Annotated in this window: 27 protein-coding genes and 1 pseudogene; 12 read left to right on the top strand and 16 right to left on the bottom strand. The window is 70.1% G+C overall.

Annotated features, from left to right (window positions below; translation table 11 throughout):
* Positions 1–98 precede the first annotated feature (98 nt).
* Together G5C60_RS19855 and G5C60_RS19850 are read right to left on the bottom strand one after the other, a co-directional pair.
* Positions 99–848 (bottom strand): SDR family oxidoreductase, encoded by a 750-nt coding sequence (locus G5C60_RS19855; protein WP_165261114.1) that lies wholly within the window; start codon positions 846–848, stop codon positions 99–101.
* 163 nt (positions 849–1,011) lie between these two features.
* A complete protein-coding gene (locus G5C60_RS19850) occupies positions 1,012–1,917 on the bottom strand; it encodes an AraC family transcriptional regulator (RefSeq protein ID WP_165261112.1) in 906 nt (301 codons plus the stop codon).
* Positions 1,918–2,061: 144 nt separating this feature from the next.
* Here G5C60_RS19850 and G5C60_RS19845 point away from each other — a divergent pair, with 144 nt between their 5' ends.
* The 3 genes from G5C60_RS19845 to G5C60_RS19835 all read left to right on the top strand — a co-directional run bounded on the left by G5C60_RS19845 (position 2,062) and on the right by G5C60_RS19835 (position 4,743).
* Complete coding sequence (locus G5C60_RS19845; protein ID WP_165261110.1) at positions 2,062–2,379, top strand: putative quinol monooxygenase; 318 nt, start codon at positions 2,062–2,064, stop codon at positions 2,377–2,379.
* 103 nt (positions 2,380–2,482) lie between these two features.
* Positions 2,483–3,472 (top strand): alpha/beta hydrolase, encoded by a 990-nt coding sequence (locus G5C60_RS19840; protein ID WP_165261108.1) that lies wholly within the window; start codon positions 2,483–2,485, stop codon positions 3,470–3,472.
* Between the two features lie 83 nt (positions 3,473–3,555).
* Positions 3,556–4,743 (top strand): amidohydrolase family protein, encoded by a 1,188-nt coding sequence (locus tag G5C60_RS19835; protein ID WP_241266923.1) that lies wholly within the window; start codon positions 3,556–3,558, stop codon positions 4,741–4,743.
* 39 nt (positions 4,744–4,782) lie between these two features.
* Here G5C60_RS19835 and G5C60_RS19830 read toward each other — a convergent pair whose 3' ends face one another.
* Genes G5C60_RS19830 through G5C60_RS19810 form a run of 5 tightly spaced genes read right to left on the bottom strand, consistent with a single transcriptional unit; the run spans position 4,783 to position 8,221 of the window.
* Positions 4,783–5,922: a serine hydrolase domain-containing protein gene (locus G5C60_RS19830; RefSeq protein WP_165261106.1), complete on the bottom strand. Its 1,140-nt coding sequence runs from the start codon at positions 5,920–5,922 to the stop codon at positions 4,783–4,785.
* A gap of 1 nt (position 5,923) precedes the next feature.
* Complete coding sequence (locus tag G5C60_RS19825) at positions 5,924–6,346, bottom strand: MaoC family dehydratase (RefSeq protein WP_165261104.1); 423 nt, start codon at positions 6,344–6,346, stop codon at positions 5,924–5,926.
* Positions 6,346–6,828, bottom strand: a complete 483-nt coding sequence (locus G5C60_RS19820; protein ID WP_165261102.1) for an FAS1-like dehydratase domain-containing protein — start codon at positions 6,826–6,828, stop codon at positions 6,346–6,348. Before G5C60_RS19820 ends, G5C60_RS19825 begins: the two co-directional genes overlap by 1 nt.
* Before the next feature lie 48 nt (positions 6,829–6,876).
* Positions 6,877–7,722, bottom strand: coding sequence for an enoyl-CoA hydratase-related protein (locus G5C60_RS19815; RefSeq protein WP_165261100.1), 846 nt, complete (start codon positions 7,720–7,722; stop codon positions 6,877–6,879).
* Between the two features lie 4 nt (positions 7,723–7,726).
* Positions 7,727–8,221, bottom strand: coding sequence for a PaaI family thioesterase (locus G5C60_RS19810; protein WP_165261098.1), 495 nt, complete (start codon positions 8,219–8,221; stop codon positions 7,727–7,729).
* Positions 8,222–8,364: 143 nt separating this feature from the next.
* Here G5C60_RS19810 and G5C60_RS19805 point away from each other — a divergent pair, with 143 nt between their 5' ends.
* Positions 8,365–9,576 carry a CaiB/BaiF CoA transferase family protein gene (locus G5C60_RS19805; RefSeq protein WP_165261096.1) on the top strand — a complete coding sequence of 404 codons (1,212 nt, stop codon included), beginning with the start codon at positions 8,365–8,367 and terminating at the stop codon, positions 9,574–9,576.
* A 23-nt stretch (positions 9,577–9,599) separates the two neighbouring features.
* On the opposite strand, the gene G5C60_RS19800 is transcribed toward G5C60_RS19805, so the two are convergent.
* The 5 genes from G5C60_RS19800 to G5C60_RS19780 form a co-directional block, all read right to left on the bottom strand.
* A complete protein-coding gene (locus G5C60_RS19800; protein ID WP_206439729.1) occupies positions 9,600–11,213 on the bottom strand; it encodes a class I adenylate-forming enzyme family protein in 1,614 nt (537 codons plus the stop codon).
* Between the two features lie 274 nt (positions 11,214–11,487).
* Positions 11,488–12,252 carry an SDR family NAD(P)-dependent oxidoreductase gene (locus tag G5C60_RS19795; RefSeq protein ID WP_165261094.1) on the bottom strand — a complete coding sequence of 255 codons (765 nt, stop codon included), beginning with the start codon at positions 12,250–12,252 and terminating at the stop codon, positions 11,488–11,490.
* Positions 12,252–12,803 carry a nuclear transport factor 2 family protein gene (locus tag G5C60_RS19790; protein ID WP_165261092.1) on the bottom strand — a complete coding sequence of 184 codons (552 nt, stop codon included), beginning with the start codon at positions 12,801–12,803 and terminating at the stop codon, positions 12,252–12,254. Before G5C60_RS19790 ends, G5C60_RS19795 begins: the two co-directional genes overlap by 1 nt.
* Positions 12,800–13,978, bottom strand: coding sequence for an acyl-CoA dehydrogenase family protein (locus G5C60_RS19785; protein ID WP_165261090.1), 1,179 nt, complete (start codon positions 13,976–13,978; stop codon positions 12,800–12,802). Before G5C60_RS19785 ends, G5C60_RS19790 begins: the two co-directional genes overlap by 4 nt.
* A gap of 48 nt (positions 13,979–14,026) precedes the next feature.
* On the bottom strand, positions 14,027–15,145 hold the full coding sequence (locus tag G5C60_RS19780) for an acyl-CoA dehydrogenase family protein (protein WP_165261088.1): 1,119 nt from the start codon (positions 15,143–15,145) through the stop codon (positions 14,027–14,029).
* A gap of 95 nt (positions 15,146–15,240) precedes the next feature.
* Between G5C60_RS19780 and G5C60_RS19775 the strand changes: the two genes are divergently transcribed.
* Positions 15,241–16,080 (top strand): enoyl-CoA hydratase/isomerase family protein, encoded by an 840-nt coding sequence (locus tag G5C60_RS19775; protein WP_206439728.1) that lies wholly within the window; start codon positions 15,241–15,243, stop codon positions 16,078–16,080.
* A gap of 17 nt (positions 16,081–16,097) precedes the next feature.
* Complete coding sequence (locus G5C60_RS19770; protein WP_165261086.1) at positions 16,098–16,598, top strand: MaoC family dehydratase; 501 nt, start codon at positions 16,098–16,100, stop codon at positions 16,596–16,598.
* Here the strand turns inward: G5C60_RS19770 and G5C60_RS19765 are convergent.
* From G5C60_RS19765 to G5C60_RS19755, 3 genes are all read right to left on the bottom strand, one after another.
* Positions 16,577–17,986, bottom strand: coding sequence for a family 1 glycosylhydrolase (locus tag G5C60_RS19765; protein WP_165261084.1), 1,410 nt, complete (start codon positions 17,984–17,986; stop codon positions 16,577–16,579). The genes G5C60_RS19770 and G5C60_RS19765 overlap by 22 nt on opposite strands.
* Positions 17,987–18,134: 148 nt before the next feature.
* Positions 18,135–19,736 carry a GMC family oxidoreductase gene (locus tag G5C60_RS19760; protein ID WP_165261082.1) on the bottom strand — a complete coding sequence of 534 codons (1,602 nt, stop codon included), beginning with the start codon at positions 19,734–19,736 and terminating at the stop codon, positions 18,135–18,137.
* Positions 19,733–20,617 (bottom strand): crotonase/enoyl-CoA hydratase family protein, encoded by an 885-nt coding sequence (locus G5C60_RS19755; RefSeq protein ID WP_165261080.1) that lies wholly within the window; start codon positions 20,615–20,617, stop codon positions 19,733–19,735. The genes G5C60_RS19760 and G5C60_RS19755 overlap by 4 nt, the downstream gene beginning before the upstream one ends.
* Before the next feature lie 80 nt (positions 20,618–20,697).
* On the opposite strand from G5C60_RS19755, the gene G5C60_RS19750 reads away from it, so the two are divergent.
* The 6 genes and pseudogenes from G5C60_RS19750 to G5C60_RS19725 all read left to right on the top strand — a co-directional run bounded on the left by G5C60_RS19750 (position 20,698) and on the right by G5C60_RS19725 (position 26,018).
* Entirely contained in the window at positions 20,698–21,495 is a 798-nt protein-coding gene (locus tag G5C60_RS19750; RefSeq protein WP_241266922.1) for an enoyl-CoA hydratase/isomerase family protein, read from the top strand.
* A gap of 19 nt (positions 21,496–21,514) precedes the next feature.
* Complete coding sequence (locus tag G5C60_RS19745; RefSeq protein ID WP_165261077.1) at positions 21,515–22,657, top strand: acyl-CoA dehydrogenase family protein; 1,143 nt, start codon at positions 21,515–21,517, stop codon at positions 22,655–22,657.
* Positions 22,654–23,676, top strand: coding sequence for an LLM class F420-dependent oxidoreductase (locus G5C60_RS19740; protein WP_165261074.1), 1,023 nt, complete (start codon positions 22,654–22,656; stop codon positions 23,674–23,676). Before G5C60_RS19745 ends, G5C60_RS19740 begins: the two co-directional genes overlap by 4 nt.
* Positions 23,677–23,838: 162 nt before the next feature.
* Positions 23,839–24,108, top strand: coding sequence for a hypothetical protein (locus tag G5C60_RS19735; RefSeq protein WP_420907391.1), 270 nt, complete (start codon positions 23,839–23,841; stop codon positions 24,106–24,108).
* A pseudogene (locus G5C60_RS19730) lies at positions 24,045–24,332 on the top strand (amino acid transporter); the annotation flags it as partial. The gene G5C60_RS19735 and the pseudogene G5C60_RS19730, both read left to right, overlap by 64 nt.
* A 45-nt stretch (positions 24,333–24,377) precedes the next feature.
* The gene (locus tag G5C60_RS19725; RefSeq protein WP_241266921.1) at positions 24,378–26,018 is read left to right on the top strand and encodes an amidohydrolase; all 1,641 of its coding nucleotides are present in this window, start codon (positions 24,378–24,380) and stop codon (positions 26,016–26,018) included.
* 30 nt (positions 26,019–26,048) lie between these two features.
* Here G5C60_RS19725 and G5C60_RS19720 read toward each other — a convergent pair whose 3' ends face one another.
* Positions 26,049–26,798, bottom strand: coding sequence for a FadR/GntR family transcriptional regulator (locus tag G5C60_RS19720; RefSeq protein ID WP_338145869.1), 750 nt, complete (start codon positions 26,796–26,798; stop codon positions 26,049–26,051).
* Positions 26,799–26,801: the final 3 nt, after the last annotated feature.

The raw sequence follows: 26,801 nt of genomic DNA, 5'->3' as shown, positions 1-26,801 counted from the left end.
TCCATGGTCCGGAGGCGCCTGACAGCGAGCCGGCCCCGTGCGTGTGCACGGGGCCGGCTCGTGGTGTGAGTGCGGCGTCAAGCCTGCCTGCCGGCTGATCACTTCGCCTGGGCGAGCCAGACCGCGTCGGGGCCGGCCGGGAACCGGAGCTGGCCGGTCGTGTCGTGCACGGCTCGCCACACCGTCTCGGCGACGGCGCTCTCCTTGGTGAACAGGTCCTGGCCCGTGAAGCCGTCCATGGCCTTCTTCGCGAAGGCTGCGTAGGGCGCCGGGATCAGCTCGTCCAGCGAGGTGCCGCTGGTGGCGTTGGCGGCGAAGTTCGTCGTGAGGCAGGCGCCCGGCTCGACTGTCTTCGCCCGCACGCCGAAGGGCGCGAGCTCGAGCGCGAGGGATGCGGTGAACCCCTCGACGGCCATCTTGCTCGCCTTGTAGACGGCCGAGAGCGGCATGTGTCCCAGCACCACGCTGGAGGTCACGTTGACCACCACGCCGGAGCCGCGCTCGCGGAACTGGGGCAGCACCGCCTGGGTCGTCGCCATCACGCCGAACGTGTTGGTCTCGAACACCTCCCGTACGCGGGCCATGGGAGTGCTCTCGAAGACGCTGATCGACGGGACACCCGCGTTGTTGACCAGGACGTCGATGGGCCCCGCCGCCTCGAACGCGGTGGTGATGCTCTCGGGCTTGGTCACGTCGAGCTCGATGACGCGGAGCCGGTCCGACTCGGGAAGGACGTCCGGACGCGGGGTGCGCATCGTGGCGACGACGTTCCAGCCCTGGGCGTGGAAGTGGCGGGCGGTCTCCCGCCCGTATCCGGACGAAGTACCAGTGATCAGAACGGTCTTCATGGTGTGATCCTTTGCGATGCGATGGGATGGGATTCACGGAGGGGCAGGCATTTTTCTGCTCCCCGGGAGAACCAGTGATCCCATTGAATCGCTCTGACCTGCTGAAACAGTAGAACTATCCTCGCTACTCCTTGCACGATCCTCTACGGCGGTCCAGTTCGCCTCAGGGCAGGATGCCCGCGGGGGTGCGTGCGGTGTCCCGCAGGCGGGCCGCGTCCAGGCTCGGGGGTGCGCCGAACTGGCGGCGGTACTCCCGGCTGAACTGCGACGGGTTGTCATAGCCCACGCGCTGGCCGACCCCGGTGACGTCGCCCGGGTGGGTGGCGAGCAGCAGCCGGGCCTCCTGCAGCCGGATCTGTTTCTGGAACTGGATGGGGCTCATCGCGGTCACCGCCTGGAAGTTGCGGTAGAAGGCGGACACGCTCATGCCGGACATGCGGGCCACGTCCTCGACCCGGAAGGGCTGCGCGTAGTGCTCGCGGATCCAGCGCACGGCCCGCGAGATGTGGCTGAGGCCGCTGTCGGCCAGGCCGAGTTGACGAACCGTCGCCCCCTGCTCGCCGGTGATCAGGCGCCACAGGATCTCGCGTTTGACCAGCGGCGCCAGTACGGCCCGGTCGCGGGGCTCGTCGAGCAGGCGCAGCAGCCGGATCACCGCGTCGAGCAGCGCGGCTGAAGCGTCGCTGACGGCGATCCCCGACGGAACGCCTCCATCGGGGCGGGGGATGTCCCCGGGACCGGCCTGCAGCAGCAGTTCGGCGATGGCGGACGGTTCCAGCACGAGACCGAAGCCGAGGGCCGGCTGCTCGGGCTCGGCCTGGGTGAACTGCCCCGTGACAGGCAGGTCGACGGAGGCGACCAGGTACTGCCCGGGCCCGTACTCGTAGACCCGGTCGCCCAGGGCGAGGCGTTTGGCGCCCTGGGCGATGACCGCGAGGACCGTGCCGGACATGGAGGGGGCAGGCGGATCCGACCGGTCGACCTTCGAGATCAGAACGCCATCGATGGCCGTTGTCCAGTCGGGTCGCACATGCCGGGCCAGCAGGGTGCGGAGCTCTTCGAGGTACATGCGTCCATTGCAGCACCCTTCGGCATCCGGGCTCCCGTAGCCGCGAGGATTGTGCAAGGAGCAGCGAGCATCGTTCTAACGTTTCCGCAGGTCAGCACGGTTGAATGGAGTCACCTCACTCCACCAACGCAGAAGAAGGCCTCCATGATTGCCAAGTACGGCTTCAACGCCACCCTGACCGCCAGGCCCGGAATGGGCGACCGGCTGGTCGACCTGCTGCTGACCGGCCTGGACGAGGGCAGCCCGGGCGCGAGCGAACACTGCGTCGTCTACCTCGTCTCCCGTTCAGCGTCCGCCCCCGACGTCGTCCACGTCACCGAGGGCTGGACCAGCGAGGCGGACCACCACCGCATCTTCGCCGACGAGGCCGCCCAGGCCATCGTGGCGCAGCTCGACGGACTGCTGGCCAAGGAGTCCGAGTACACCGACTACGTCCCGGTCCGCGGCAAGACCGCCTTCTGAAGCCCCTGGATCGCCCCCCGGCCCTCCTGCCCCTCGGCACCTGCCACGACGCAGCGCCCATCGCCGTCCGACTGTCCGGCACCACCCCACGAAAGGCAACGACATGACCATGGCACGCCCCGCCCTGGACCCCGAACTGCGTGAGCTGCTGGCCGACATGCCCCTCATGTCCCAGCTCAACCCGGAAGTTCTCGCGCAACTGCGTCAGCTCCCCTCGACGCCCATCGAGTCCCTCCTCGCGCACCGGCAGGTCGACCGGCGCGAGATCACCGTGCCGGCCAAGGACGGCGCCCAGATCCGCCTGTCGGTCTTCAGTCCCGCGCACGCCGATCGCACCACGCCCGCCGCACCCTGCGTCTACTGGATCCACGGTGGCGGAATGGTCATGGGCGACCGCTTCTCGCAGATCGACATCCCGTTGGAGTGGCTCGACGAGTTCGGCGCCGTCGTCGCCTCCGTGGACTACCGGCTCGCGCCGGAGGTCACCGGCACCACCCTCGTCGACGACTGCCACCAGGGACTGCTCTGGATCGCCGAACACGCCTCCGAACTGGGCATCGACCCCGCCCGGATCATCGTCGCCGGTGCCAGCGCGGGCGGTGGCCTCGCCGCCGGCCTCACCCTGCTGGCCCGCGACCTCGGCACCCCGGCGATCGCCGCGCAGATGCTGATCTGCCCCATGCTCGACCACCGCAACACCAGCACCTCCAGCCGCCAGTATTCCGGCGTGCCCGGTGTCTGGACCGGCGAGATGAACGCGTTCGGATGGCTCGCCGTCCTCGGCGACCTCACCGGCGACGAGGTGCCCGCCTACGTCTCACCCGCGCTGGCCGACGACCTCTCGGGCCTGCCGGCCACCTACATCGACACCGGTTCCGCCGAAGTCTTCCGCGACGAGGACACCGACTACGCCACCCGCATCTGGGCGGCAGGCGGCCAGGCCGAACTCCACGTCTGGGCAGGCGGCTTCCACGGCTTCGACGCCCTGTACCCGCAGGCACGCATCTCGGCCACAGCCCGCCGAACCCGCACCGACTGGCTGGCCCGGCTCCTGTCCGCGAACTCCGCCGCGCAATGCCACGGCGTTCACTGACCCGCCCTCTCACTTGCACTCTTGAAACAGTTAGATAATTATAGGAGGAGCACTGAATAGCTCTGGGTCGGGAGGCAACGGCGATGGCGATGGCCGAACAGCGCAAGCGGATCTTCGACTGTGACCAGCACATGTACGAGGAGCGGGATTCCTTCACCCGCTACCTCCCCAAGGAGTACCTCGGTCAGGCCGTGGCCCCCGTGACGCTGCCGGACGGCCGGGAGGTCATCCTCGCGGGAGACCGGATCGTGGTCTGTCTTGAGCCGGAGTTCGGGCAGGTCTACCGGCCGGGCTCGCTCAAGGAGATGCTCAAGGCGATGGCCTCGGGCAACCCGGAGGAGACGTACCAGTTCGAGCCCATGCACGAGGCGTACCAGAACCGCGAGGCACGGCTGCGGGTCATGGACGAGCAGGGCCTGGACCAGACGATCATGTACCCCGGCGGCTGGGCGCTGGTCGCCGAGGAGTACGTACGCGGAGTCGAGCCGCTCTACGCCAACTACCACTCGTTCAACCGCTACATGGACGAGGTGTGGGGCTTCGACCACCAGGGCCGCATCTACTCCCCCGCCCTGCTCTCGCTGCGCGATCTGGACAGCGCGGTGAAGGAGCTGGAGTTCGTCCTGGAGAAGGGCGCCCGGTTCATCATGCTGCCGACCGGGCCGCAGTACGGCCGCTCACCGGGCGACCCGTACTTCGACCCGTTCTGGAAGCTGGTCAACGAGGCCAAGGCCAGTGTCTGCTACCACATCAGCGAGTTCTACTACAACTCCCACGTGGCCCCCGCCTGGGGTCATGACCCGAACCCGATCCACTTCCGCATGTCCGCCTGGCAGTGGATGAACACGTACGGCCAGCGCCCGATCGAGGAGACGCTCTCCGCGCTCATCTTCGACAACCTCTTCGAGCGGTTCCCCGACATCAACGTCCTGGTCTCCGAGTTCGGCGCCGAGTGGGTCCCGCACTTCGTCCGGCACATGGACAAGAGCCGGGGCATGGGCCGCAACGGACCGTGGATCGGGGGGCAGTTGTCCGAGCGGCCCAGCCAGGTGTTCCGCAAACACATCCGCGTGGTGCCCTATCCGGAGGACGACATCCCCAGCCTGGTGAAGCGACTCGGCTACCACGAGTCCCTTGTCATGGGCTCGGACTACCCGCACGCCGAGGGCATCGCGAACCCCGCCGACTACCGCAAGCTCATCGCGGAACTGGACGAGTCGGTGCAGGACGACATCATGTACAACAACGCCCAGCAGCTGGTGAGCCGCTGAGCGTTCAGTCCCGCAGTCCCCGCCTGGCGGCGGATCCGGTCAGTCGACCAGGTCCGCCGCCAGGTTCGCGATGTTGGTGAGCAGTGCGGTGCCGCGCCGCGAGTGGTCGTAACCGGCGAGCGGGTAGCCGTTGCTCAGCAAGGCGAAGGACAGCCCTGTCTCCGGGTCCATGAAGCCCAGTTGGTACGCCGCTCCGGCACTCCCGAAGAGCGACGGCGAGCCGGTGGACGGGAGTTGACTGCCCGCGTCGGGGCCGGCGACGGTGACGAACAGTCCCATGCTCGTACGCCGGCCGCCCCCGCCGCCGTAGAGCTGATCGCCGTACGGGTGCTCCGTCAGCCGGATCCTGGTTCCCTCGGCCACCGCTTCCGGCTTCCACAGGCCCGAGTGCTGCAACGCCTGGAAGTACAGGGCGACATCGGCGGCGGTGGCGACGAGTGCGTGACTGGGTTCGCCTGCCGCCAACACCCGCGGGTCGGAGAGGTACCAGGGGCCCCAGGGATCGGGTTCCTGGTCGTCGTCGGTGCGGTCGGTGGCGGTCATCGGAGCGACCGTGCCGGGCTGACGGTCGACCGGGACGCCCAGTTCGATCGAGGTCAGGCCCAGCGGCCGTACGATCCGCTCGCGCAGGTAATCGGCGAAGGACAGCCCCGTACGCCGCTCGGTGATCTCGGCGATCAGCCAGGCGGCCGAGGTGAGATGGAACTGGAAGCGGCTGCCGGGCGGATAGTCGAGGCGCCAGCGGCCGAAGGCGGCGAGCCGCTGCTCCCGTTCGAGCATCTTCGGGTAACCCAGCGGGGCGAAGGGGAAGCCGGCGGTGTGCGTGAGCACCTGCTCGACCGTCACCGTCTCCTTCCCGTTCGGGGCGAACTCCGGGATGATCGCGGCGACTTGCTCATCGACGTCGAGCAGTCCGTCGCCCATCAACTTCCACACGGCGCCGGCGACGATCGAGCGGCCGACGGACTGCAGGATGTAGCGGGTGTCGGGACCGGCGTCACCCCACGTCTCGTACGCCACCAGCCGGCCGCCCCTGGCGACGGCGACCTGCGCCGACGGAAGCGGGCCGTGCTCCACTTCGAGCCTGATGCGGCGCAGCAGTACGTCGAGCCGGTGCGGGTCGACACTCACGGTCTCAGGCGCCACGAGCGAGTGGTCAACCGCCGACTGGTCGGGCATGTCAGGACTCCAGACGGACCGTCGCGGTACCGGTGACCACCTCGGCGCCGTGTTGGTTGACGGTGCGCAGCGAGAAGTGGGCGACCGGTCCGGCCGGTGTGTCCTCGACGGACTCGACGGTCGCCGTGGCGGTCAGGGTGTCGCCCGGCCACACCTGCGCCTTGAAGCGCACACCGTAGTTCAGCAGCGGCTCGACGCCGACCCAGTCGGTGAGGACCCGCCCGGTCATGCCCATGGTCATCATGCCGTGGGCGAAGACGCCGGGGTAGCCGGCGGCCTCGGTGGCGAAGACGTGGTCGGTGTGGAGGGGGTTGAAGTCGCCGGAGGCGCCCGCGTACTGGACGATCCGGGTGCGCTTGAGATCGTCGACGAGCACGTTCTCGCGGCTCTCGCCGACCTTGATGTCATCCACGTGCGGGCTCATCAGGCGTCTTCCTTCCCGGTGGCACCAGTGGCGGGTTCGGGTTCCTCGGACTTCGGGGTGGCAGGGCCCTCGGGCACGACGGCCACGGTCCGGGCGCTGACGACCGGTTCGCCGTCGGCGTCCCGGTACTCGGTGATGCGTTCGCTGAACAGCAGGCGCCCCGTGCGGCCCTGCTTCTCCCAGCTGCGGCCCGGCACGGTGTGCGCGTACAGCGTCTCTCCGACGCGTACCGGACGGTGGTACTCGAAGTGCTGCTCGGCGTGCAGCCCTCCGCCGCCCTCCGGCATCACACCCGGACCGCCTCCGGAGCCGAACCACTCCTGGCCCGGCTTCGGCCGCAGACGGTAGTCGGGGTCGAAGTGGGCGCTCGCCCAGGTGAAGGTCGGCGGGGCGAGATGCTCGTACGCCGGGTTCTCGTCGCCGATGGCCCGGGCGAACATCATGATGTGCCCGGCCTCGACGGGAAACGGCTGCCCTGTCATCGTTCGTGCTCCTCGTGGTCATAAGCGTCTGGCAGACGTCAGTTGGTGTCAGTACGGGAGGAACGCGTCGCGTGTCGCCTCGTCCGGGTCGAAGTCCGGGGGCAGGCCCTCGAACTTGGGCTCCCGCTTCTCCACGAAGCTCGCCACCCCCTCGCGGAAGTCCGGCGAGCCCGCGAAGAACTCCATCGCCGAGTAGCTGCGGGCCAGGGCGTCGGTGAAGCCGCGGTCGAGGTCGCCGTACACCTGGTGGCGTACGACGGCCATGGCGCGCGGGGAGCAGTTGCGGGCGATGTCGCGGGCGTAGGCGCGGGCGGCGTCGAGGAGTTGGTCAGGGTCGACGACGCGACTGACCAACCCCAGCTCCTTCGCCTCGTCGGCGTCGAAGACGCGTCCGGAGAGCAGCAGGTCGAGGGCGTTCTCCAGGCCGATGACGCGCGGCAGCACGTACGGCAGGTTGTACTCGCCGGCCAGTCCGCGCCGGGTGAAGGCGGTGGTGAAGCGGGCGCCGCGGGCGGCGAAGCGGACATCGCAGATCAACGCCTGGATGAGGCCGATGCCCGCGCAGGCGCCGTTGACGGCGGCGATCAGGGGCTTCGGCATGGTCCGCCGGCTGTACATGGGCACGCGGGCCTGGAGGTTGAGGGACTGCCCGGGCTGGGCGTTCTGCTCGAGGCGCTGGACGTCCATCCCGGGGCAGAACGCCTTGCCCGCCCCGGTGATGACGACCACGCGGACGGCGGGGTCGGCCGCGGCCTCGTCCAGGAGCGCGAAGAACCGCTGCTCCATGGGGATGCTCCACGCGTTCTTGCGCTCGGGCCTGTTGAGGGTCACGGTGGCGACACCGTCCTCGTCGACCTCGTACAACACCAGGTCTTCTGTGGGCTGTTCGGTCATCGTGTCACTCCTCGGAAAAGGGTTCGACGGGGTCGCCGACGCCGGGCCGCTCCCCGGAGATGCTCACCACGACCTGGCCCCGGGCGCAGACCCGGCCGTCCGGCATGCGTACGTCGACCTCGGCGAAGTGCAGCCGATGGCCTCGTCTCACGCAGCGCGCGTACGCGATGGCCTCCTGGCCCCGCGCGGGCGAGAGGTACTGCACCGACATGGACACGGTGCTGAGCATGCTGCCCTTGGTGAAGTCGTGGCCGGCGATCACGGCTCCCGAGCCCGCGGCGTCGATGAGCGCCGAGACGACTCCGCCGTGGAAGACGCCTTCGTGGGCCGACAGCGTTTCGGCGTAGGGCAGGGTCATCTCGATGCCGTCCGGGTCCCAGCGCAGTACGCGCATGCCGGCGCTGCGGTTGAACTTGACCCCACGTTCCCAGCGGGTCCGGAACCACTCGCGGCGCTCGCGTTGTTCCTGGTCGGTGAGGGTCCTCGCTGTGACGGTCATCCGCGCACCTTCCAGTCTCGGCTCCTCAGCCCAGGGACCATATAGTTACATGATTTGGTTAGTTGGAGCAATCATGAGGGTCACGACGACCCCAACAGATGTATTATTTATATAACTCATTCACCTTGAACGGGAGGCTCTTGATGCCGTCGACCGCTCTGGCCGGGATCCGCGTCCTCGATCTGTCCCGTATCCTCGCGGCACCGCTCGCCACCCAGACGCTCGCCGACCTGGGCGCGGAGGTGATCAAAATCGAGCGCCCCGGAGTCGGCGACGACTCACGGACGTACGGGCCCCCGTTCCTCACCGACCAGGACGGCGAGCCGACGGACACCGCGGCGTTCTTCCTCGCCTGCAACCGCAACAAGAAGTCGGTCACCGTCAACCACGCCACCGCCGAGGGGCAGGAGCTGATCCGCGCGCTGGCCGCACGGTCGGACGTCGTCGTCGAGAACTACCGCGCGGGCACCCTGGCGAAGTACGGCCTCGACCAGGAGAGCCTGCGGGCGCTCAACCCCCGGCTGGTCTATCTCTCCGTCACCGGCTTCGGCCAGAGTGGCCCCTACGCCCAGCGCCCCGGCTACGACGGCATCTTCCAGGCCATGTCCGGGATGATGAGCGTCTCGGGGCATCCTCACGAGCCGATGAAGGTCGGCATCAGCATGGTCGACATCCTCACCGGGCTGTACGCGTCCACCGCGATCCTGGCGGCCCTGCGGCACCGGGACGCCACCGGCGAGGGCCAGTTCATCGATCTTTCCCTGCTGGACTGCGGGCTCGCCACGCTCTCGCACTTCGCGATGAACTACCTGGTCTCCGGCGAGGTCCCGCGGCGCCGGGGCAACGGCGGCTACGGCGGGATCCCGTCGCAGGCGTTCGAGTGCGCGGACAAGCCCATCTTCGTCGTGGCCGGCAACGACAAGCAGTTCGCGGCCTTCTGCGCGGCGGTGGACCACACCGACCTGCTCCAGGATCCGCGGTTCGCCACGACCGCCGCCCGCATCACCCACCGGGACGAGATCGTGCCCGTACTGGAGACGATCCTGCGGACCAGGACGCGGGACGAGTGGCTGGCCGCGTTCGACGCGCACGACGTCCCGGCCGGCCCGATCAACGAACTGCCCGAGGTCTTCGCCGACCCCCAGATCCAGCACCGGGAGATGCTGCTGGAGGTCGAGGACCCGGTGGCCGGGCGGCTGCCACTCCTCGCCAGCCCCATCAGGCTCACGGGAACGCCCGTCGAGGGCTACGCCCCGCCGCCCTCGCTGGGCGAGCACACCACCGAAGTCCTGGGCCGACTGGCCGGGGTGACGGAGGATCAGCTCGTGGAGCTGCGGGCGCGGGGCGTCGTGTGACGCTTCTCAGGGGGTGACGCTCCTCAGGGGGCCGGCTCGGGGCCAGGCAGCTGGGACAGCAGCGCGCGCTTGTTCGGCTTGCCGCTCGGCGCCAGGGGCACCTGTGTCACCACGGTGATCGTGGCGGGGACGCAGGCCTCGCCCAACTCCGCGGCGACGAGCGCGCGCAGGGCGGCGAGATCCGGCTCGCGGCCCTCGCGGCCCTCGGCCGGGACGACGAAGGCGTGCGCGGCCTCGCCGGTGGCCTCGTCCGGCGCGGCGACGACGTATGCCTCGCCGACGTCGGGATGGGCCGCCAGCGCGCGTTCGATCGCCCCGGCGTAGTACAGGACCGCGTTGATGATGATCACGTCACGGGCCCGGCCGGTCAGCCGCAGGAAGCCGTGGTCGTCCAGGTGTCCGACGTCGCGGGTGCGTACCCAGCCTTCCCGCAGAACCTCCGCGGTCTGCTCCTCGTCCTTCCAGTAGCCCGACATCGCGGACTCGGTGCGCACCCATATCTCACCCGTCGTTCCGACCGGCACCGGTCGCAGTTCGGGGTCACGGACATCGATCTCCACGCCGGACCACGCGCGGCCCACGGAGTCGTACACCTCGTCGGACCACTCGGCCATGTCGTCCGGAGTGAGGAGGCTGATCATCCCGGCCTCCGTCTGCCCGTACCCCTGGTGGACCACGGGGCCCAGCCGCCGGGTCGCCTCCGCGAGCCGGTGCGGGGCGAGCGGGGAACCGGCGACGATCAGGGCGCGCAGGCTGCCGGTCTCGGTCCGGTCGGTGCGCAGGACGTCCAGCACGTGGTACAGCCGGGGAACGGTCATCACGCTCGCGGTGATCCGGTGGCGCTCGAAGACCTGCGGGAAGGCGAGCGGCAGCTCAGGGATGACAGCGGTGCCGCCGCCCAGCAGACACAGCCCGAGGTGCTCGAAGATCACCATGCTGGTCAGGGTGCCGAAGACCAGGAACCGCTCGTATCCGGCCGCGAGCCGCGCGGTCCGGTCGCTCCAACGCGTGGGCTGCCAGGCCCAGTTGAGGCCGAGCGACGCGTAGGTGTGCGTGCAGCCCTTGGGCCGTCCCGTGCTGCCACTGGTCAGCGTCACCATGGCGATGTCGCCGGGACGCCCCTGGGCGATCAGCTCCCCCGTGGGCGCCGGGTGGGCGTCGAGGAGATCCGGTCCCAGCCGCAGCACCTGAAGGTCGCCCGCCGCTTTCAGCAGCTCCGGGTCCGCGCCGGTCTCGTCGGCCACGACGGCGTCGATGCCGTCGGAGAGTACGTACGCCAGATGGGCCGGGGTCATTCGAGGCCGCAGACCGGTCACCCGGCAGCCCACGAGATACGCCGCGATGAGCAGTGCGAAACCCTCGGGCGTCACGTCCGTGGCCACGGCGACGGACCGCCCCGGTCCGAGCCCGGCCGCCCGCAGCCCGTCGGCGCACCGGCCGATCAGCTCCAGCACCTCGCCTCGTGGGACGGGGCGGCCCCGGTACTCGAAGGCGGGCAGGTCCGGCTGCGCGCGGAAGGCATCGATGAGGGCCTGAGGGAAAGGCGCCGTATCGGGACCGGTGTCTTCGCGACCGGAAGTGCGGCCGGATGTCTGGCCGGAAGTGTGGTCGGACGGGCTCGTCAACGCTGCATCCATGGACGTCTCCGCTCGGGGCGTGGGGCCGGCTGGGACGGGGTGGATCAGTGGCGCAGAGGCGGTGCCGTAGGGCGGCGCCCGTAGGGGCGGCGCTGCCACGATACGACGGGGCGAGGCGTCCCAGGCCGCGTTTCGGGTCCTTGGTGAAGTCCCGTGCGGTACCGCGCCCTTTAGGGGCGCGGGGCTGTGTCGATATGCGGCTCCGCCGCGGGGCGCGACCAGCCACAACGAACCCACAGCTTCAATACCGGCCCCCAGCGGATGCGCTGGCGCGTCAGCCGATCAGCGTCCTGCCGCCCTCCAGCATCAGCGTCTCGCCGGTCAGATAGGCCATGTCGTCGCTGACCAGCGCGGCCACGGCCCGGCCGATGTCCGCCTCGGGATCGCCGAGCCGGCCCAGGGGGATGCCGGCGAACAGCGGTCCGGCCTTCTCCGGGTGGGCGGCGAGGTAGTCCTCCGCGGCCGGGCTCAGCGCGGCCGGGCAGACGACGTTGACCCGGATCCCGTACGCGCCCCACTCCCGCGCGGCCACCCGGCTCAGCCCGCGGATCGCCTCCTTGGCCATCGCGTACGCCCCGAAGGTCGAATCTCCCTGCACCGCGGCGGAGGAACCCAGGTTGACCACGCTGCCCCGGCTCTCCTTCAGATGTGGCAGGGCGGCCTGCATCGCGTGGAAGGTGGCCAACGGACCGCTGCGGTAGGTGAGTTCGACATCGTCGTACGACGTCTTCTCCAGCTTGCGCTGCACGGACGACTGGGCGTTGTTGACGAGGACGTCCAGCGTGCCGAACTCCCGTACCGTCTCCGCCACCATGCGGTCGACGTCGTCACGCTCACCCACGTCCCCGGCCACGGTGTGCGCCCGCCCGCCTCGCCCGGCGATCTCGGCGGCCGTGTCCTTGAGCTTGCTCTCCGTACGGCCCGTGATCACCACCGCCGCACCCTCGGCGGCCAGCGCGAGGGCGATACCGCGCCCCACTCCCTGTCCCCCTCCGGTGACCAGGGCCACCTTCCCGGCCAGCCGTGCGCGTCGCTCCATCACGTCTCCCTCCAGTCCTTCCAGAAAGGTGCCCACGAGGGAAAGGCGTCCGGCAGCGCCGGATTTCCGGCACCCTCCCAGCCCCTGAAGTCCACCGACTGCGGCCGCTCGGTGACATCAGCCGCGTACCAGTGCTGTTCACGGCGGCGGGAGAAGTACCACTCGCCGTCCACCCGTGCGTACGCGTCCCAGTAGCAGATCGCCATCACAATCCACCGCTCCCCGACCTCGTGCTCGGCGCGGCAGTAGACCGCGCCGGTCGCGGTGTCGCGGCCGGTGAACTCGATGCGGTGGCCGCAGATCTGGTGGACGGAGCGGCGAAAGCCGTGCAGCTGGGGCTCGATGTGGTCGCGTAGGACCTGACGCCCCCGGCCGTGGCGGCCCATGTCGACGTCGGGGCGGAAGCAGCCGACCCAGGCGTCGAGGTCACGGGCGTCCACGGCGAGGGCGTAGCGGATCGGCAACTGCTGGATGGCGAGCTGCGATTCGACGCGGTCGATGCGGTCCTCGAGGGAGCGGTCCCCGAGCGAGCGGCTGTCCGTTGTGCTCATGGCCGTGGGTCCTTGGGCAGGCCGAGGAGTTGTTCGCCGATGATGTTGCGCTGGATCTCGCTGGAGCCGCCGTAGATGGTCTCGGCGAGCGACAGAAGGAACGAGCGCTGCCGGGTGTCGAGTTCGTAGTCCTCGCCGATGATCTGTCCGGCAGGCCCGGCCAACTCCGTGGCGAGATGGCCTAGTTGCTGGTGCCGCGTCGAGGCGTACAGCTTGGCCGTGGTGGCCTGCGCTCCGGGTGTACGGCCCGCGATCAGCTCGGCGACGGTCCGCATGTTGGTGGTGCGCATGATGCGTACGGAGATCCAGGCGTCCACGATCCGGCGGCGCAGCATGGGGTCGTGCAAGGCACCGCGTTCGCGCGCCAGCTCGATCAGCGCGTCGGCCTCCCGCTCGAAGGACAGTTGCTGAGGCAGGAGCGTGGTGCCCCGTTCGATGCCGAGGGTGCCCATCGCCGTGCGCCAGCCCTGGCCGACCTCGCCCACCACCATGTCCGCGCCGGTGCGGGCGTCGGAGAGGAACACCTCGGCGAACTCGTCCTGGCCCGCCAGGTTGCGGATGGACCGGATGTCGACGCCCGGCTGGTCGGCGGGGAGGAGCAGCATGGTCAAGCCTTTGTGCCGCTGGGAGTCGGGGTCGGTGCGGACGAGGACGTACAGCCAGTCGGCGTGGATCCCGAAGGAGGTCCACACCTTCTGCCCGTTCACCACCCAGTTGTCGCCGTCCCGCTCGGCCCGCGTGCGCACCGACGCGAGGTCGGATCCGGCGCCCGGTTCGCTGAAGCCCTGCCCCCACAGCTCCTCGACCGCCAGGATCGGCGGCAGGAAGCGCTTCTTCTGCTCCTCGCTGCCCATGGCGAGCAGCATCGGGCCGAGCAGGTCGAGGGCGTTGCCGGTCGCTCGGTACGGGGCGTTGGCCCGCGCGTACTCGTACTCGAAGACGATCTCCTCAAGCAGGCCGAGCCCGCGTCCGCCGTACTCGCGCGGCCAGCTGATGCCCAGCCAGTTCCCGGCGGACAGCTCGCGGTCCCAGGCGAGGCGGACCTCCCAGGCCGCCCCGTCGGTGGGGCCGCCCACGCCCCGGTGTGCGGCGAACTCGCCCACGAGATGCTCCGCCAGCCAGTCGCGCAGCTCATCCCGGAAGTCGCGTACCGCGGGCCCGAAGTCCAGCTCCATTGCGTGCTCTCTTCCGCTTCAGATCGCGTGGGTTCCGATCGCGTGGGTTCAGATGCCGAGCCGGGCGGCGAGCAGTTCCCGGTGGTAGGACGGCGTGCCCAGCAGTACCTCTGAGCTCTTGGCCCGCTTGAGGTAGAGGTGCGCGGGGTGCTCCCAGGTGAAGCCGATCCCACCGTGCACCTGGATGTTCTCGCCCGCGACCTTGGTGAACGCCTCCGAGCAGAAGGCCTGGGCGAGGGCCGCGGCCACCGCGATCTCCGCCTCGTCCCCCGCGTCCAGCGCCCACAGCCCGCCGTACGCCGCCGAGCGGGCCGACTCGATCTCGACCAGCATGTCGGCGCACTTGTGCTTGATCCCCTGGAACGAGCCGATCGCCCGTCCGTACTGGACGCGGATCTTGGCGTACGCCACGGCCGCGTCCAGCGCGGCGGCCGCTCCGCCGACCTGCTCGGCGGCCAGGAGTACGGAGGCGGTGGCAAGAGTGCGCTCGATCGCCGGCCAGGCCGCGCCCTCGGTGCCCAGCAGCCGGGCGGGAGTGGCGGCGAACTCCACCTGGGCCTGCCGGCGCGTCTGGTCCAGGACGGGCAGGGCTGTGTGGGTGACGCCGGGTGCGTCGCCCTGCACGGCGAAGAGGCTGACGCCGGAGGGCGTACAGGCGGCGACGAGCAGCAGATCGGCGAGGTGGCCGTCGGGGACGTACGTCTTGACACCGGTAAGCCGCCAACTCCCTTGCGCTTCATGGGAGATGAGCCCGATGCCCGGCTCGTCCCAGCGGCCGTCCGCCTCGGTCAGCGCGAGGGTGGCCACGGTGTCGCCGGAGGCGATGCCCGGCAGGTAGTCGTGGCGGGCCGCTTCGTCGTCGCAGCGCAGCAGCGCCTCGGCAGCCAGGGCCACGGTGGCGAAGTAGGGGCCGCAGAGCAGTGCGCGGCCCGTCTCCTCGAAGACGATGCCGAGTTCGGCGTAACCGAAGCCCGAACCGCCGTACTCCTCGGGGACGGCGAGCCCCTGGAGCCCGAGTTCCCCGGCCATCCGACGCCATACGGCCGGGTCGTAGCCCTTCGGGTCGGCGGCCAGGCGGCGTACGTCGGCCTCGGTGGAGTGTCTGGCGAGGAAGGAGCGGACGACCTTGCGCAGCTCGTCCTGCTCCTCGCTGAAGGTGAGATCCATGGCGGCCTTCCCGTCCCCGATGTTGCTCGCTCCCTGGTGTTGCCCACGTGCTACCCGGCCACGATACAGTTAGATAATTATAGTATCCACACTGAATGAACCAGGAGCGCGATGTGACCGACCGCTACGACCAGTTCACGAGCCTGACCTTCGAGCGGCCGGCGCCCGGCGTGCTCCGCATCGTGCTGGACGCCCCGAACCTCAACGCGGTCGATCCGCGGATGCACGGAGAACTGGCCGACATCTGGCCGGTGATCGACCGGGACGAGCAGACCCGCGCGGTGCTGGTCCAGGGCGCGGGCAAGGCCTTCTCGGCGGGCGGGACCTTCGACTCCATCGAGGCCATGACCGAGGACTACCAGGTGCGCGCCCGGGTGATGCGGGAGGCCCGGGACATGGTGTACGGAGTGATCAACTGCTCCAAGCCGGTGGTCTCCGCGATCCACGGTCCGGCGGTGGGCGCGGGTCTGGTCATCGGCATGCTGGCCGACATCTCCGTGGCCGGACGCAAGGCGAGGATCGTCGACGGGCACACCAGGCTCGGGGTGGCGGCCGGTGACCACGCGGCGATCTGCTGGCCGCTGCTGTGCGGTATGGCCAAGGCCAAGTACTACCTGCTGACCTGCGAGGCGCTCACGGGCGCCGAGGCCGAACGCATCGGTCTGGTCTCCAAGTGCGTGGACGACGAGCAGGTGCACGCCGAGGGCCTGCGCATCGCGACGACTCTTGCCGCCGGGTCCACCAGTGCCATCAGCTGGACGAAGCGGTCCCTGAACCACTGGTACCGCACGGCCCAGCCGATCTTCGAGGCCTCGCTCGGCCTCGAGTTCTTCGGGTTCGGAGGGCACGAGGTCACGGAGGGTCTCAGCGCCCACCGGGAGAAGCGCGCCCCGGACTTCGAGGGCGTGAGCACCAAGCACCCGCTCGACCTGTGACAGACGAGGAGCCCGCGATGACGTCGGAATACAACAGCACCGAAATCCCGCCGCTGGTCAAGGGGATGACGTACGAGGAGATGCCCGCGGGCCAGATCTTCCGCACCGCGCGCCGCACGATCACCGAGACCGATCTGGTCAACTTCATCACCTGGGGCGGCTTCAACGAGCCGCTCTTCTGGGACGCCTCGCACGCCGCCGACGGCGGCTACAGCGGGCGGCTGGTTCCGGGCGCGCTGACGTACTGCATCGCCGAGGGTCTTGTCCTGCAGACGAACGTGCTGCACGGCACCGGTCTGGCCTTCATGCACATGGAACTGACCGTACGGAGGCCGGTGTACGTCGGGGACACGCTGTACGCCGTCGTGGAGACCACGGACTCGCGGCCGTCGAGCAAGCCCGGCCGCGGCGTGGTGACCAGCCGGATCACCGTGCGCAACCAGCGCGACGAGGAGGTGCTCGTCTACACCCCCGTGCGGCTGATCCGCGGCAAGGACTACGGGGCCACGACGCTCTGAGCGCGGCCGGCGGCGGACGGCACCAGGGCGAGACCGGCCGGGTGCCGGCAGGCCCCGGCCGCCTTGCCGAATGCCTCGGTGCGCACCCAGTCCGCGGGGATCGGCGGCTGCGGCGGAAGTTCGTGGTCCGGTACCGCCATGGCGTAGAGGCGGCTGTAGCGGAACTTCGCCTCCAGGTCGTCGAGCACCGACCAGTACTCGTAGCCGTGCACGTCGACGCCCCAGGAGATCACGCCGGCCAGCCAGGAGAGCCTGGCCCGCAGCAGGGTCCGACGCCGGGTCTCGTCGCAGCGTCCCTGGTCGTCGACCAGATCCATGTCGCCCATGCCGTGGTCGACGATGGACAGGGGCGGCAGCAGCTCTCCGTACAGGTCGTGCAGGCCCGCGACGGCGTCGGCGAGCGCCTCGGGGACGATGGGCCAGCCGTACGCCGTCGTCTGCACGTCCTCGAAGGGGATCACCGCGAATCCGAGGTCCACGAGCAGCCGGTTCACCTCGTTGAGGGCACGGAAGCGGTTCATGGCCGGAAGTACCCTGGCGAGGTTCTCGGGTGCCGTGACCCGGAAGGGCGAGTGCCAGGAAAGGCCCAGCAGGTCCTGTGCGGTGGCGATGGTCTCCAGGTCGCCCGGGCGTACGCAGCCGGTCGACTCGACCGGCGAGACGTCGTCCTCGGTGACCATGTGCTCGCCGAGGAGCAGCGGGTCGAGGAAGAGGCGGTTGGTCCAGCTCTCCAGACGTTCCACGGCGAGGCGGTCGTACGGGTCGTCGGTGGCCGCGTGTCCGCCGACAAGCGTGACCGTGGTCCCGACCCGGCCGCTCACACCGACGGCTCTCAGCGCCTGGCACGCGAGCCCGTTGGCGAGCAGCACATGGTGGACCGCGGGCATGCCCGCCATGCCGGCGCGGCGGTCGGCACAGTACATTCCGGCCACGCGATCCGCGAGCGAGGGCCGCGCCAGATCCGTCGACGTGACCCAGCGGGTGACCCGGTCGCCGAAGCGGCGGCCCATCTCGGCGGCGTACTCGGCGAAGTACTGCGCGGTGCCGCGGGCCAGCCAGCCTCCGGAAGTCTCCAGCCACGGCGGCAGCGCGAGGTTGAGCAGGGTGAGGCCGGGCCTGAGTCCCTGTGCGAGCAGGGAGTCGAGCGTACGGTCGCAGCGGTCGAGGGCCGCCCGGTCCCAGACTCCGGGGCCCTCGGGCTGGAGCTGCGGCCATCCCGCGACCGCCCTGTAGGTGGTCGCGGTCGCTCCGACCACCTGCTGGATGTCGTCGGTCCACTGCCGGAAGTGGCCACCGGCGTGCGGCGGGGGCTGCGGTGCCGCGACACTGTCGGCGGTGGCGACGCCCCAGTCGACAGCTTGAAGAGACTCGTGCAGATCATCGCTCATGGTCACCGTCCGGGGCGATGAATGATGTAGCGCATTCAACTGAATGGTCGCCGTCGGGACCGTAACACTTCGGGGAGGCTACGACAATGTTTCGGCCATATCTCCGGTGTCCGGTCCGTCGGATGCGTGCTCTTTTCGGCCCCGGACGTCAGCCACGGTCGAGGATGAAGTCGGACGCCCGCCAGGCCATGGCCATGACCGGTCCGTTGAGATTGCCGGACACCATGGTCGGCATCACCGAGCAGTCGACGACGCGCAGTGCCTCCACACCGCGCACGCGCAGTTGTGCGTCGACGACGTCGTCCTCGGCCGGCCCCATCGCGCACGTGCCCACGGCGTGGTAGCCGCAACGGCCGTGCTCGAGCCCGGCGTCGATGATCTCCTGGTCGTCCCGTACACCCGGCCCCGGCAGGGTTTCCGACTCGATCCGGCCGGCGATCGGCTCGGCCTCGAAGAGCTCCCGCATTCTGCGGAAGAGAGCGGTGCCCACCGTGCGGTCGTGCTCGGACCCGTAGTAGTTCGGTGTGATGGTGAGCGGCGCCTCGGGGTCGTCCGAGGTGATGTGCAGGCCTCCCTCGGCGGTGGGCCGCAGGATGTACCCGAGGCCCATCACCCCGGGCTCGGACTCGACTTCGGTCTCCTTGCCGGGGACCTCCGGCGCCAGGGAGACGGGTGCGATCAGCAACTGTGCGTCGGGGCGCGGCAGTTCGGGTCGCGTCTTGAAGAAGGCGATCACGTCGAAGGCCGGTGCGGCCAGCGGTCCCCGGCGCCGCGTCATGTACTTCACCCCGGAGAGGGCCTGCCGCAGCGGACTGCTGAGCGCCTTGTTGTAGCCGAGATTGTCCGCCAGCCGGTACTGAACGACGAAACAGCGGTGTTCGCGCAGTCTGCCGCCCACGTGCGGGCTGTCGACCAGGACGTCGACGCCCGCCGCCTTCAGCGTCTCGGCCGGGCCGATGCCCGACAGCTGCAGGATCTTCGGCGTGGCGATGCTGCCCGCGGAGAGGATCACCTCGCGCCGGGCGCGGGTGTCGGTCTCCTGGCCCTTGTGCCGGGTGCGTACGCCGACGGCCCTGCCGTTCTCGATCAGGACCTTGGTGACCTGGGTGTCCACGGCCACCGTCAGGTTCGTACGGTCCTCGGCCGGGTGCAGGAAGGCGCGCGCGGCGCTGAACCGCTGCCCCTTCTTGATGGTGGCCATGGCGTAGCCGATGCGCTCGTCGTCGCTCGCGTTGAGGTCGTCCGTACGTCTCCAGCCGAGCCCGGTTCCGGACGCGATGGCCTCCTCGCAGAGCGGTTCCCGCTCCGGGGCGGTGGAGATGTGCAGCGGTCCGTCGGCTCCTCGGGCGTCGGAGGCGCCGAGTTCGTTGTTCTCGATGCGCTTGAAGACGGGCAGCATCGTGTTCCAGCCCCAGCCGGGGTTGCCGAGCCGCTCCAGTTCGTCGTAGTCGGCGCGGTCACCGCGGTTGTAGACCATGCCGTTGACGGAGCTCGATCCGCCGAGCGCCTTGCCCCGGGCCCACTGCTCGACGCGACGGCTCGGGCCCACCGGCTCGACGGGGTAGTGCCAGGTGAACCGGGGGTCTCCGAGCAGCTTGCCGAAGCCCTTGGGCATCTTGATCAGCGGGCTGGAGTCCCTGCCTCCGGCCTCGATCAGCAGCACGGTGGTTCTCGGGTTCTCGGAGAGGCGGTTCGCGAGTACGCAGCCCGCGGAGCCCGCGCCCACGACGATGTAGTCGAAGTCCGTCATACGTTCTCCCCTCCCCGCTCCCCGAAGGGGCGGAACTCCTCGTCCTGCCACCACGGATAGACCGGCGGCATGTCCTTGCTGACCCGTCCGGGAAACTCCGGCGGGCGCTTGGCGAGAAAGGACTCGATGCCCTCCGTGGGGTCCGGGCCGCCGCCGATCTGGCTCATGATCCGCGAGTCGAGCCGGTGCGCGGTCATGGGGTGGGGCTCGCCGAGCATGCGCCACATCATCTGCCGGGACAGGGCGACCGAGACCGCCGAGGTGTTCCGGGCGATCTCACGGGCGAGTTCGTACGCCGCCGGGAGCAGTTCCTCCGGCGGGTGGACGGAGCGGACGAGCCCGGCCGCCAGAGCCTCGTCGGGGCCGAAGACGCGGCCCGTGGCCACCCATTCCATGGCCCGCTGCATGCCCACGGCCCGCGGCAGGAACCAGCTCGCGGCGGACTCCGGCACGATGCCGCGGCGCGCGAAGACGAAGCCGAACTTCGCGGAGGCGGACGCCAGCCGGATGTCCATCGGCAGCGTCATGCTCGCCCCCACGCCCGCCGCCGGGCCGTTGATCGCGGCGATCACCGGCTTGGTGCAGGAGAACAGCCGCAGGGCCACCTGACCGCCCGTGTCACGGTGCCAGGCACCTGCCCTGCGGTGGTCGAAGGAGCCGCCGCCGGAGCTGACGTCGGCGCCCGCACAGAAGCCCCGCCCGGCGCCGGTCACGACGATCACGCGTACGTCGTCGTCGGCGTCGGCGGAGTCCAGTACGTCGATGAGGTTCCGCATCATCTGCGGGCTGAAGGCGTTCAGCTTCTCCGGCCGGTTGAGCGTGACGGTGAGAATGCGGTCCGCCACTTCGGCTCGTACGGTCTCGTACTCCTGCTCCGGCATGCGCGTCCTCCGCGGTCGATCACCGTGACGGTTCCCAGTCAGCTTAATTAGTTATAGCATTCAACTCTACTGACTCATTGATGACTCTCTCCTGGCTGATGGCGGTGGCGATGACGGATCTGGTGGTGACGGCCCGCGGGCCGGTCCGGCTGATCGAGCTGAACCGGCCGGACCAGCTCAACTCGATGAGCGAGGAGCTGCATTCGGGGCTCGCGTCGGTGTGGGACACCGTCGCGGCCGACCCGGAGGCACGGGTGGTGGTGCTCACCGGGCGCGGGCGTGCGTTCAGCGCCGGAGGCAACTTCGACATCATGACCCGGGTCCAGCGGGACAGTGCCTTCCGGGAGCAGAACGTCGACGAGGCCCGGCGGATCATCCTGGGCATGGTCCGCTGCCCACTCCCGGTCATCGCGGCGGTGAACGGACCCGCGGTGGGCCTCGGCTGCAGCCTCGCCCTGCTCAGCGACCTCGTCCTGATCGCCGAGGGCGCCCATATCGCCGATCCGCATGTCCAGGTCGGTCTGGTCGCGGGCGACGGCGGCGCGCTCGTACTCCCCTTGATCGTCGGTCTGGCCCGGGCGAAGGAACTCCTCTTCTTGGGCGACCGCGTGTCCCCGCAGGACGCGGTCCGGCTGGGCATCGTCAACCGTGTCGTGCCGGACGACAAGCTCATGGCCGAGGCCATGGACCTCGCCGGGCGGCTGGCCGCGCTGCCCGTCCAGGCACTGCGGGAGACCAAGCGTGCGGTGAACCTGCATCTGGAGCAGGCCATCGCCGCCGTACTGGAACCGGCTCTGCTCGCGGAACAGGACAGCATGCACGCGCCGGACCACATCGCGATCGTCGAGAAGATCATCGCGGCGCGCGCCGCACGCTGAACCGGAGAGGAATGGTCACGTGGACTTCGCGTTCGGCGACGAGCAGGAGGAACTGCGGCGCACCGTACGGGCGTTCCTGGCGGACACCTCGCCCGAGACGGAGGTGCGGCGGCTGATGGAGGCGCCCGAGGGCTTCGACCGGGCGCTGTGGCGGCGGATGGGCTCGGAGCTGGGTCTTCAGGGGCTCGCGATCCCCGAGGAGTACGGGGGCGCGGGCTGCGGACTCGTCGAAGTGGGCGTCGTGATGGAGGAGTTGGGCCGGGCACTGACCTGCACCCCGTTCCTCGCCTCCGCCGTCCTGGCCACCACCACGCTGCTTCGCTCGGACGACGAGGAGGCCCGCAAGCGGCTGCTGCCGGGCCTGGCCGCCGGTGAACTGGTCGCGACCCTGGCGCTGAGCGAGGACTCCGCCCGCTGGGACGCCGAGGGTGTGGGACTCACCGCCCGGGAATCGGCGGGGAGTTGGCTGCTGAGCGGCCACAAGACCTTTGTACTGGACGGGGCGACCGCCGATCTCGTCCTCACTGTCGCGCGGACCGATGACGGTATGGGGATCTTCTGGGTGGACGGCCACGCGGCCGGCCTGACCCGTGAGCCGCTGCCCACGATGGATCCGACCCGGCGGCAGGCACGGCTTGAGTACGACGAGGTGCCTGCGACGCGGCTGCGTACGCACGGCGACGGATGGCAGCTCGTGAGGGAGGTCCTCGACCGTGCCGTGGTGGCGTTGGCGGCCGAACAGGTCGGGGTCGCGGGCCGCGCGCTCGACATGGCGGTGGAGTACGCCAAGGTGCGGCAGCAGTTCGGGCGGCCCATCGGCTCCTTCCAGGCCGTGAAGCATCTCCTGGCCGATGTATTGCTGGAGGTGGAGTCGGCGCGGGCCGCCGCGCACTACGCGCTGCTCGCGGCCGAGGGCGAGGACCCGGAGCTGCCCGCCGTGGCAAGCCTGGCCAAGGCGTTCTGCTCCGACGCCTGTCTGCTGGCCACCTCCGAGAACATCCAGGTGCACGGCGGCATCGGCTTCACCTGGGAGCACCCCGCCCACCTGTATCTGAAGCGGGCGAAGACCTCGCAACTACTTTTCGGCGACCCGGCGTACCACCGGGAACTGCTCGCGCGGCGCATCGGTTTGGACCTGGACATCGTCGGAGGATCCGCATGAAGGTGGACGGCAAGCTGAACGTGTGGGGCACCGCCGAGGTGACCGAGGAGGCCCGGCACCACGAGAAGGCCGGGTACGACGGACTGTGGGCCTCGGAGTCCAAGCACGACCCGTTCCTGCCGCTGCTGCTCGCCGCCGAGCACACCGACCGGCTCGAGGTCGGCACGGCCATCGCGGTGGCCTTCGCCCGCTCCCCCATGCAACTCGCGTACACCGCACATGACTTGCAGGCCTACTCCGGCGGGCGTTTCTCGCTCGGTCTCGGCAGCCAGATCAAGCCGCACATCGAGCGGCGCTTCTCGATGCCGTGGAGCCGGCCCGCGGCCCGGATGCGGGAGTACGTGTGCGCGCTGCGCGCCATCTGGGCCGCCTGGAACGACGGCGAGAAGCTGGACTTCCGCGGCGACTTCTACACGCACACCCTGATGGCCCCCTTCTTCTCTCCCCCGCCCGCCCCGGCCGGTGCGCCGAAGGTGTACGTGGCCGCCGTCGGGGAGTCGATGACCCGGGTGGCCGGCGAGGTGGCGGACGGACTCCTCGCGCACGGCTTCACCACCGAGCGGTATCTGCGCGAGGTCACCCTGCCGACCGTCGAGGCCGGTCTCGTGCGATCCGGCCGGACGCGCTCGGACTTCTCCGTCAGCCATCTCCTGCTCACCGCGACCGGGCGCACGGAGGAGGAGCTGGCCCGCGCGGTGGACGGCACCCGGCGCCAGATCGCCTTCTACGGCAGCACGCCCGCGTATCGGGGCGTCCTTGAACTGCACGGCTGGGGCGAACTCGGCGACGAGTTGTACGCGTTGTCGAAGTCCTCCCGCGAGGACAAGTGGGAGGCCATGGGCGGCCTCGTCGACGACGAGGTCCTGCACGCCTTCGCGGTGGTGGCGGAGCCGGAGCGGGTGGCCGCGGAGATCCGCCGGAGGTACGGGGCGCTGGTCGACCGGGTGTCGTTCTACGCGGCGTACGACATCGACGCCGAGGTGTGGGAGCCGATCGTGCAGGAGCTGCGCAACAGCTGAGGCCCGGCCTGGTCTTGCGGTACCTGTTCGCGAGAGGCGGACGGGCCCTCGGACGTCCCGGCTCCCCCTGCCCTGACGCACACTCAGCGGATACGCTCGGCTCGGCGGCCGTACGCATCGCATGAGCGATCAGGGGGGTACGGGATGCAGGCGCTGCGCACTGTGGATCCTCGGCGAATCGGCCCGTACGTCCTGCTGGGCAGACTCGGCGCGGGCGGCATGGGCGAGGTCTATCTCGCCGAGGCGGGCACCGGTATGCGGCTGGCCGTGAAGGTGGTGCGGGCCGAGCACGCCGAGGACCGCACGTTCCGGGCCCGGTTCCGCCAGGAGGTGCGGGCGGCGCAGACGGTGCGGTCGACCGCCTCCTCGACGGGCCGCGTACGGCCGTGCTCGCCGTGGGCGTGCCCGCCGTGTCCGGTCCGGTGCTGCTGATCCTCGGCGGCTATCTCGGATACTCGTACCTGACCATGAGCGATCACTTCGAACTGAGCCCCGACAACGGGTGGTTCATGTTCTCCCTGCCCGCTGTCATCATCCTCGCCGGCCTCGGTATGGCCGCGGTCGCCAAGTACGTCCGCCGCTCGCCGTACTTCACCACCGGACGCGGCACCGACGCCGACGTCCTCACCCTCCCCATGGACCGCACAGCCGTCTGAATCCACGACCGTCTGAATCACCGCCCCCTTCACCACACCCCCTCCATGGAGTTCACCCCCATGTCGCAGTCCCAGGTCACGGGCCCCGCCGACCTAGTCCTCACCGGCGGAACCGTCCACACCGTCGATCCCGCCCGCAGCCGCGCCACCGCCGTGGCCGTGCGCGGCGGGCGGATCACGGCCGTCGGCCACGACGAGGTGCACGCGCTGATCGGGCCGCGCACCGAGGTCGTCGATCTCGCCGGGAAGCTGCTGCTGCCCGGCTTCCAGGACGCCCATGTGCACCCGCAGGGCGCGGGCCTGGAACTCGGTCTGTGCCATCTGGCCGACACCGTCGACCCCGCCGAGTACCTGCGGCGCATCAGTCGGTACGCCGACGAGCACCCGGAGGCCGAATGGATCACCGGCGGCGGCTGGTCCCTGGAGGCCTTCCCCGGCGGCACGCCGAGCGCCGCCGCCCTCGACGCGATCGTCCCCGACCGGCCCGTCTTCCTGCCCAACCGGGACCACCACGGCGCCTGGGTCAACACCCGGGCGCTGGAGCGGGCCGGCATCGACGCCCGTACCCCGGACCCCGCCGACGGCCGGATCGAACGCGACGCCGAGGGCAACCCGACCGGCATGCTCCAGGAGGGCGCCGTCCACCTCGTGGGCCGACTGGTGCCCGATCCCACGCCCGAGGAACAACTGGCCGCGCTGCTACGGGCGCAGGCCGTACTGCACTCCCACGGTGTCACCGCCTGGCAGGACGCCATCATCGGCGCTTACGCCAACATGACCGACCCGGCACCCGCCTACCACGCGCTCCTGGACCGGGGACTCCTCACCGCCCGCGTCGTCGGCGCACTGTGGTGGGACCGCGAACGCGGCGCCGAGCAGATCCCCGAACTCGTCGCGCGGCGCGCGGAGTTGAGCAAGGGGCGGTTCCACGCCGGCACGGTGAAGATCATGCAGGACGGCATCGCCGAGAACCACACCGCCGCCATGCTCGACCCGTACCTCACCGGCTCCGGCTGCGGCTGTGTCTCTGACACCAGCGGCATCAGCTTCGTCGACCCCGGCGAGTTGAAGAAGTACGTCACCGAGCTCGACGCACTCGGCTTCCAGGTCCACTTCCACGCCCTCGGTGACCGGGCCGTGCGCGAAGCGCTCGACGCCGTGCAGGCCGCCCAGGTGGTCCACCCGCACGACATACCGCGGTTCCGGGCGCTCGGCGCCACCGCCAACCTGCAGATGCTGTGGGCCGCCCACGAACCGCAGATGGACGAACTGACCCTGCCGTTCCTGGGCCCCGAACGCGGCACCCGGCAGTATCCGTTCGGAGATCTGCTGCGCGCCGGGGCGACGCTCGCCGCGGGAAGCGACTGGCCGGTCAGCAGCCCCGACCCGCTCCAGGCCCTCCATGTCGCCGTCAACCGCGTCTCCCCGAACGCACCCGAGGGCACCCCCGAGTTCCTGCCCGAACAGCGCCTCGACCTGGGTGCCGCCATCGCCGCGTACACGGCGGGCAGCGCCTACGTGAACCAGCTCGACGCCCTCACCGGCAGCCTCACCGTCGGCAAGGCGGCCGACCTGGTCGTCCTCGACCGGGACCCGTTCACGGGGCCGCCCGAGGAGATCGCGGCCACCCGGGTCCTGGAGACCTTCGTGGAGGGGGAACGCGTCTACACGGCCCCCGATGCCTGAGCTTGCTCTTCGACGTCCGAGCGGGTCCCCTCAGCCGAGCAGGTCCAGCACCGTCGTCATGGATCTGTTCTGCAGCAGATAGTCCTCGGCCTCCTGGAGATGGACCCGCCACAGTTCCTCCGCGGCCTCCGCGCGACGCGCCGCGATCAGGTCGACGAGTGCGACATGGGCGCGGAAGCCCCGGCGGTTGGCCCGGATGTTCTCGGGGCTGCCGGCGTCGAGGTCGACGTGGGACCAGTTCGCCTGGTCGATGATGTGGCGGACCATGCCGCCCAGTACGGCCAGCGTCTCGTTGCCCGCGAGTTCGACCACCAGGGCGTGGAACTCCATATGGGCGCGGATGAAGGCCGACGGGTCGTCCATCAGCAGCTCGGCCTCGGCGACCGCGGCCCGCAGTCGCTCCAGGTCCTCGTCCGTGCGCCGCCCGGCGAGCAGTCCGGCGCACGGCGCCTCCAGCACCGTACGGGCGTCGTAGACGTCTTTGAGGGTCGTGCCCCGGTACTCCAGCACCACGCCCGCGTAACGGGCGGCCACCGTCTGCTCGGGAATCTGGACGCGGGCCCCGCCCCGCGCGCCCCGGCGCACACTGATCAGCGACTCCGACTCCAGCACCCGGAAGGCCTCGCGCAGCGTGGGCCGCGACACGGCGAACTCCGCCATCAGCGCCGACTCGGCGGGCAGCGCCTCCCCCTCCGCCAGTTCCCCGCGCACGATCTTGCGGCGCAGCTGGGCGGCCACCAGCTCGGCCATCTTGGGGACCCGCACGCGGACGCCGTTCACCCC

The organism is Streptomyces scabichelini, assembly GCF_011045015.1.
Taxonomy (GTDB): Bacteria; Actinomycetota; Actinomycetes; order Streptomycetales; family Streptomycetaceae; genus Streptomyces; species Streptomyces scabichelini.
The sequence above is the reverse complement of the archived record's forward strand: the minus strand, read 5'-3'. Positions and strand labels throughout refer to the sequence as shown.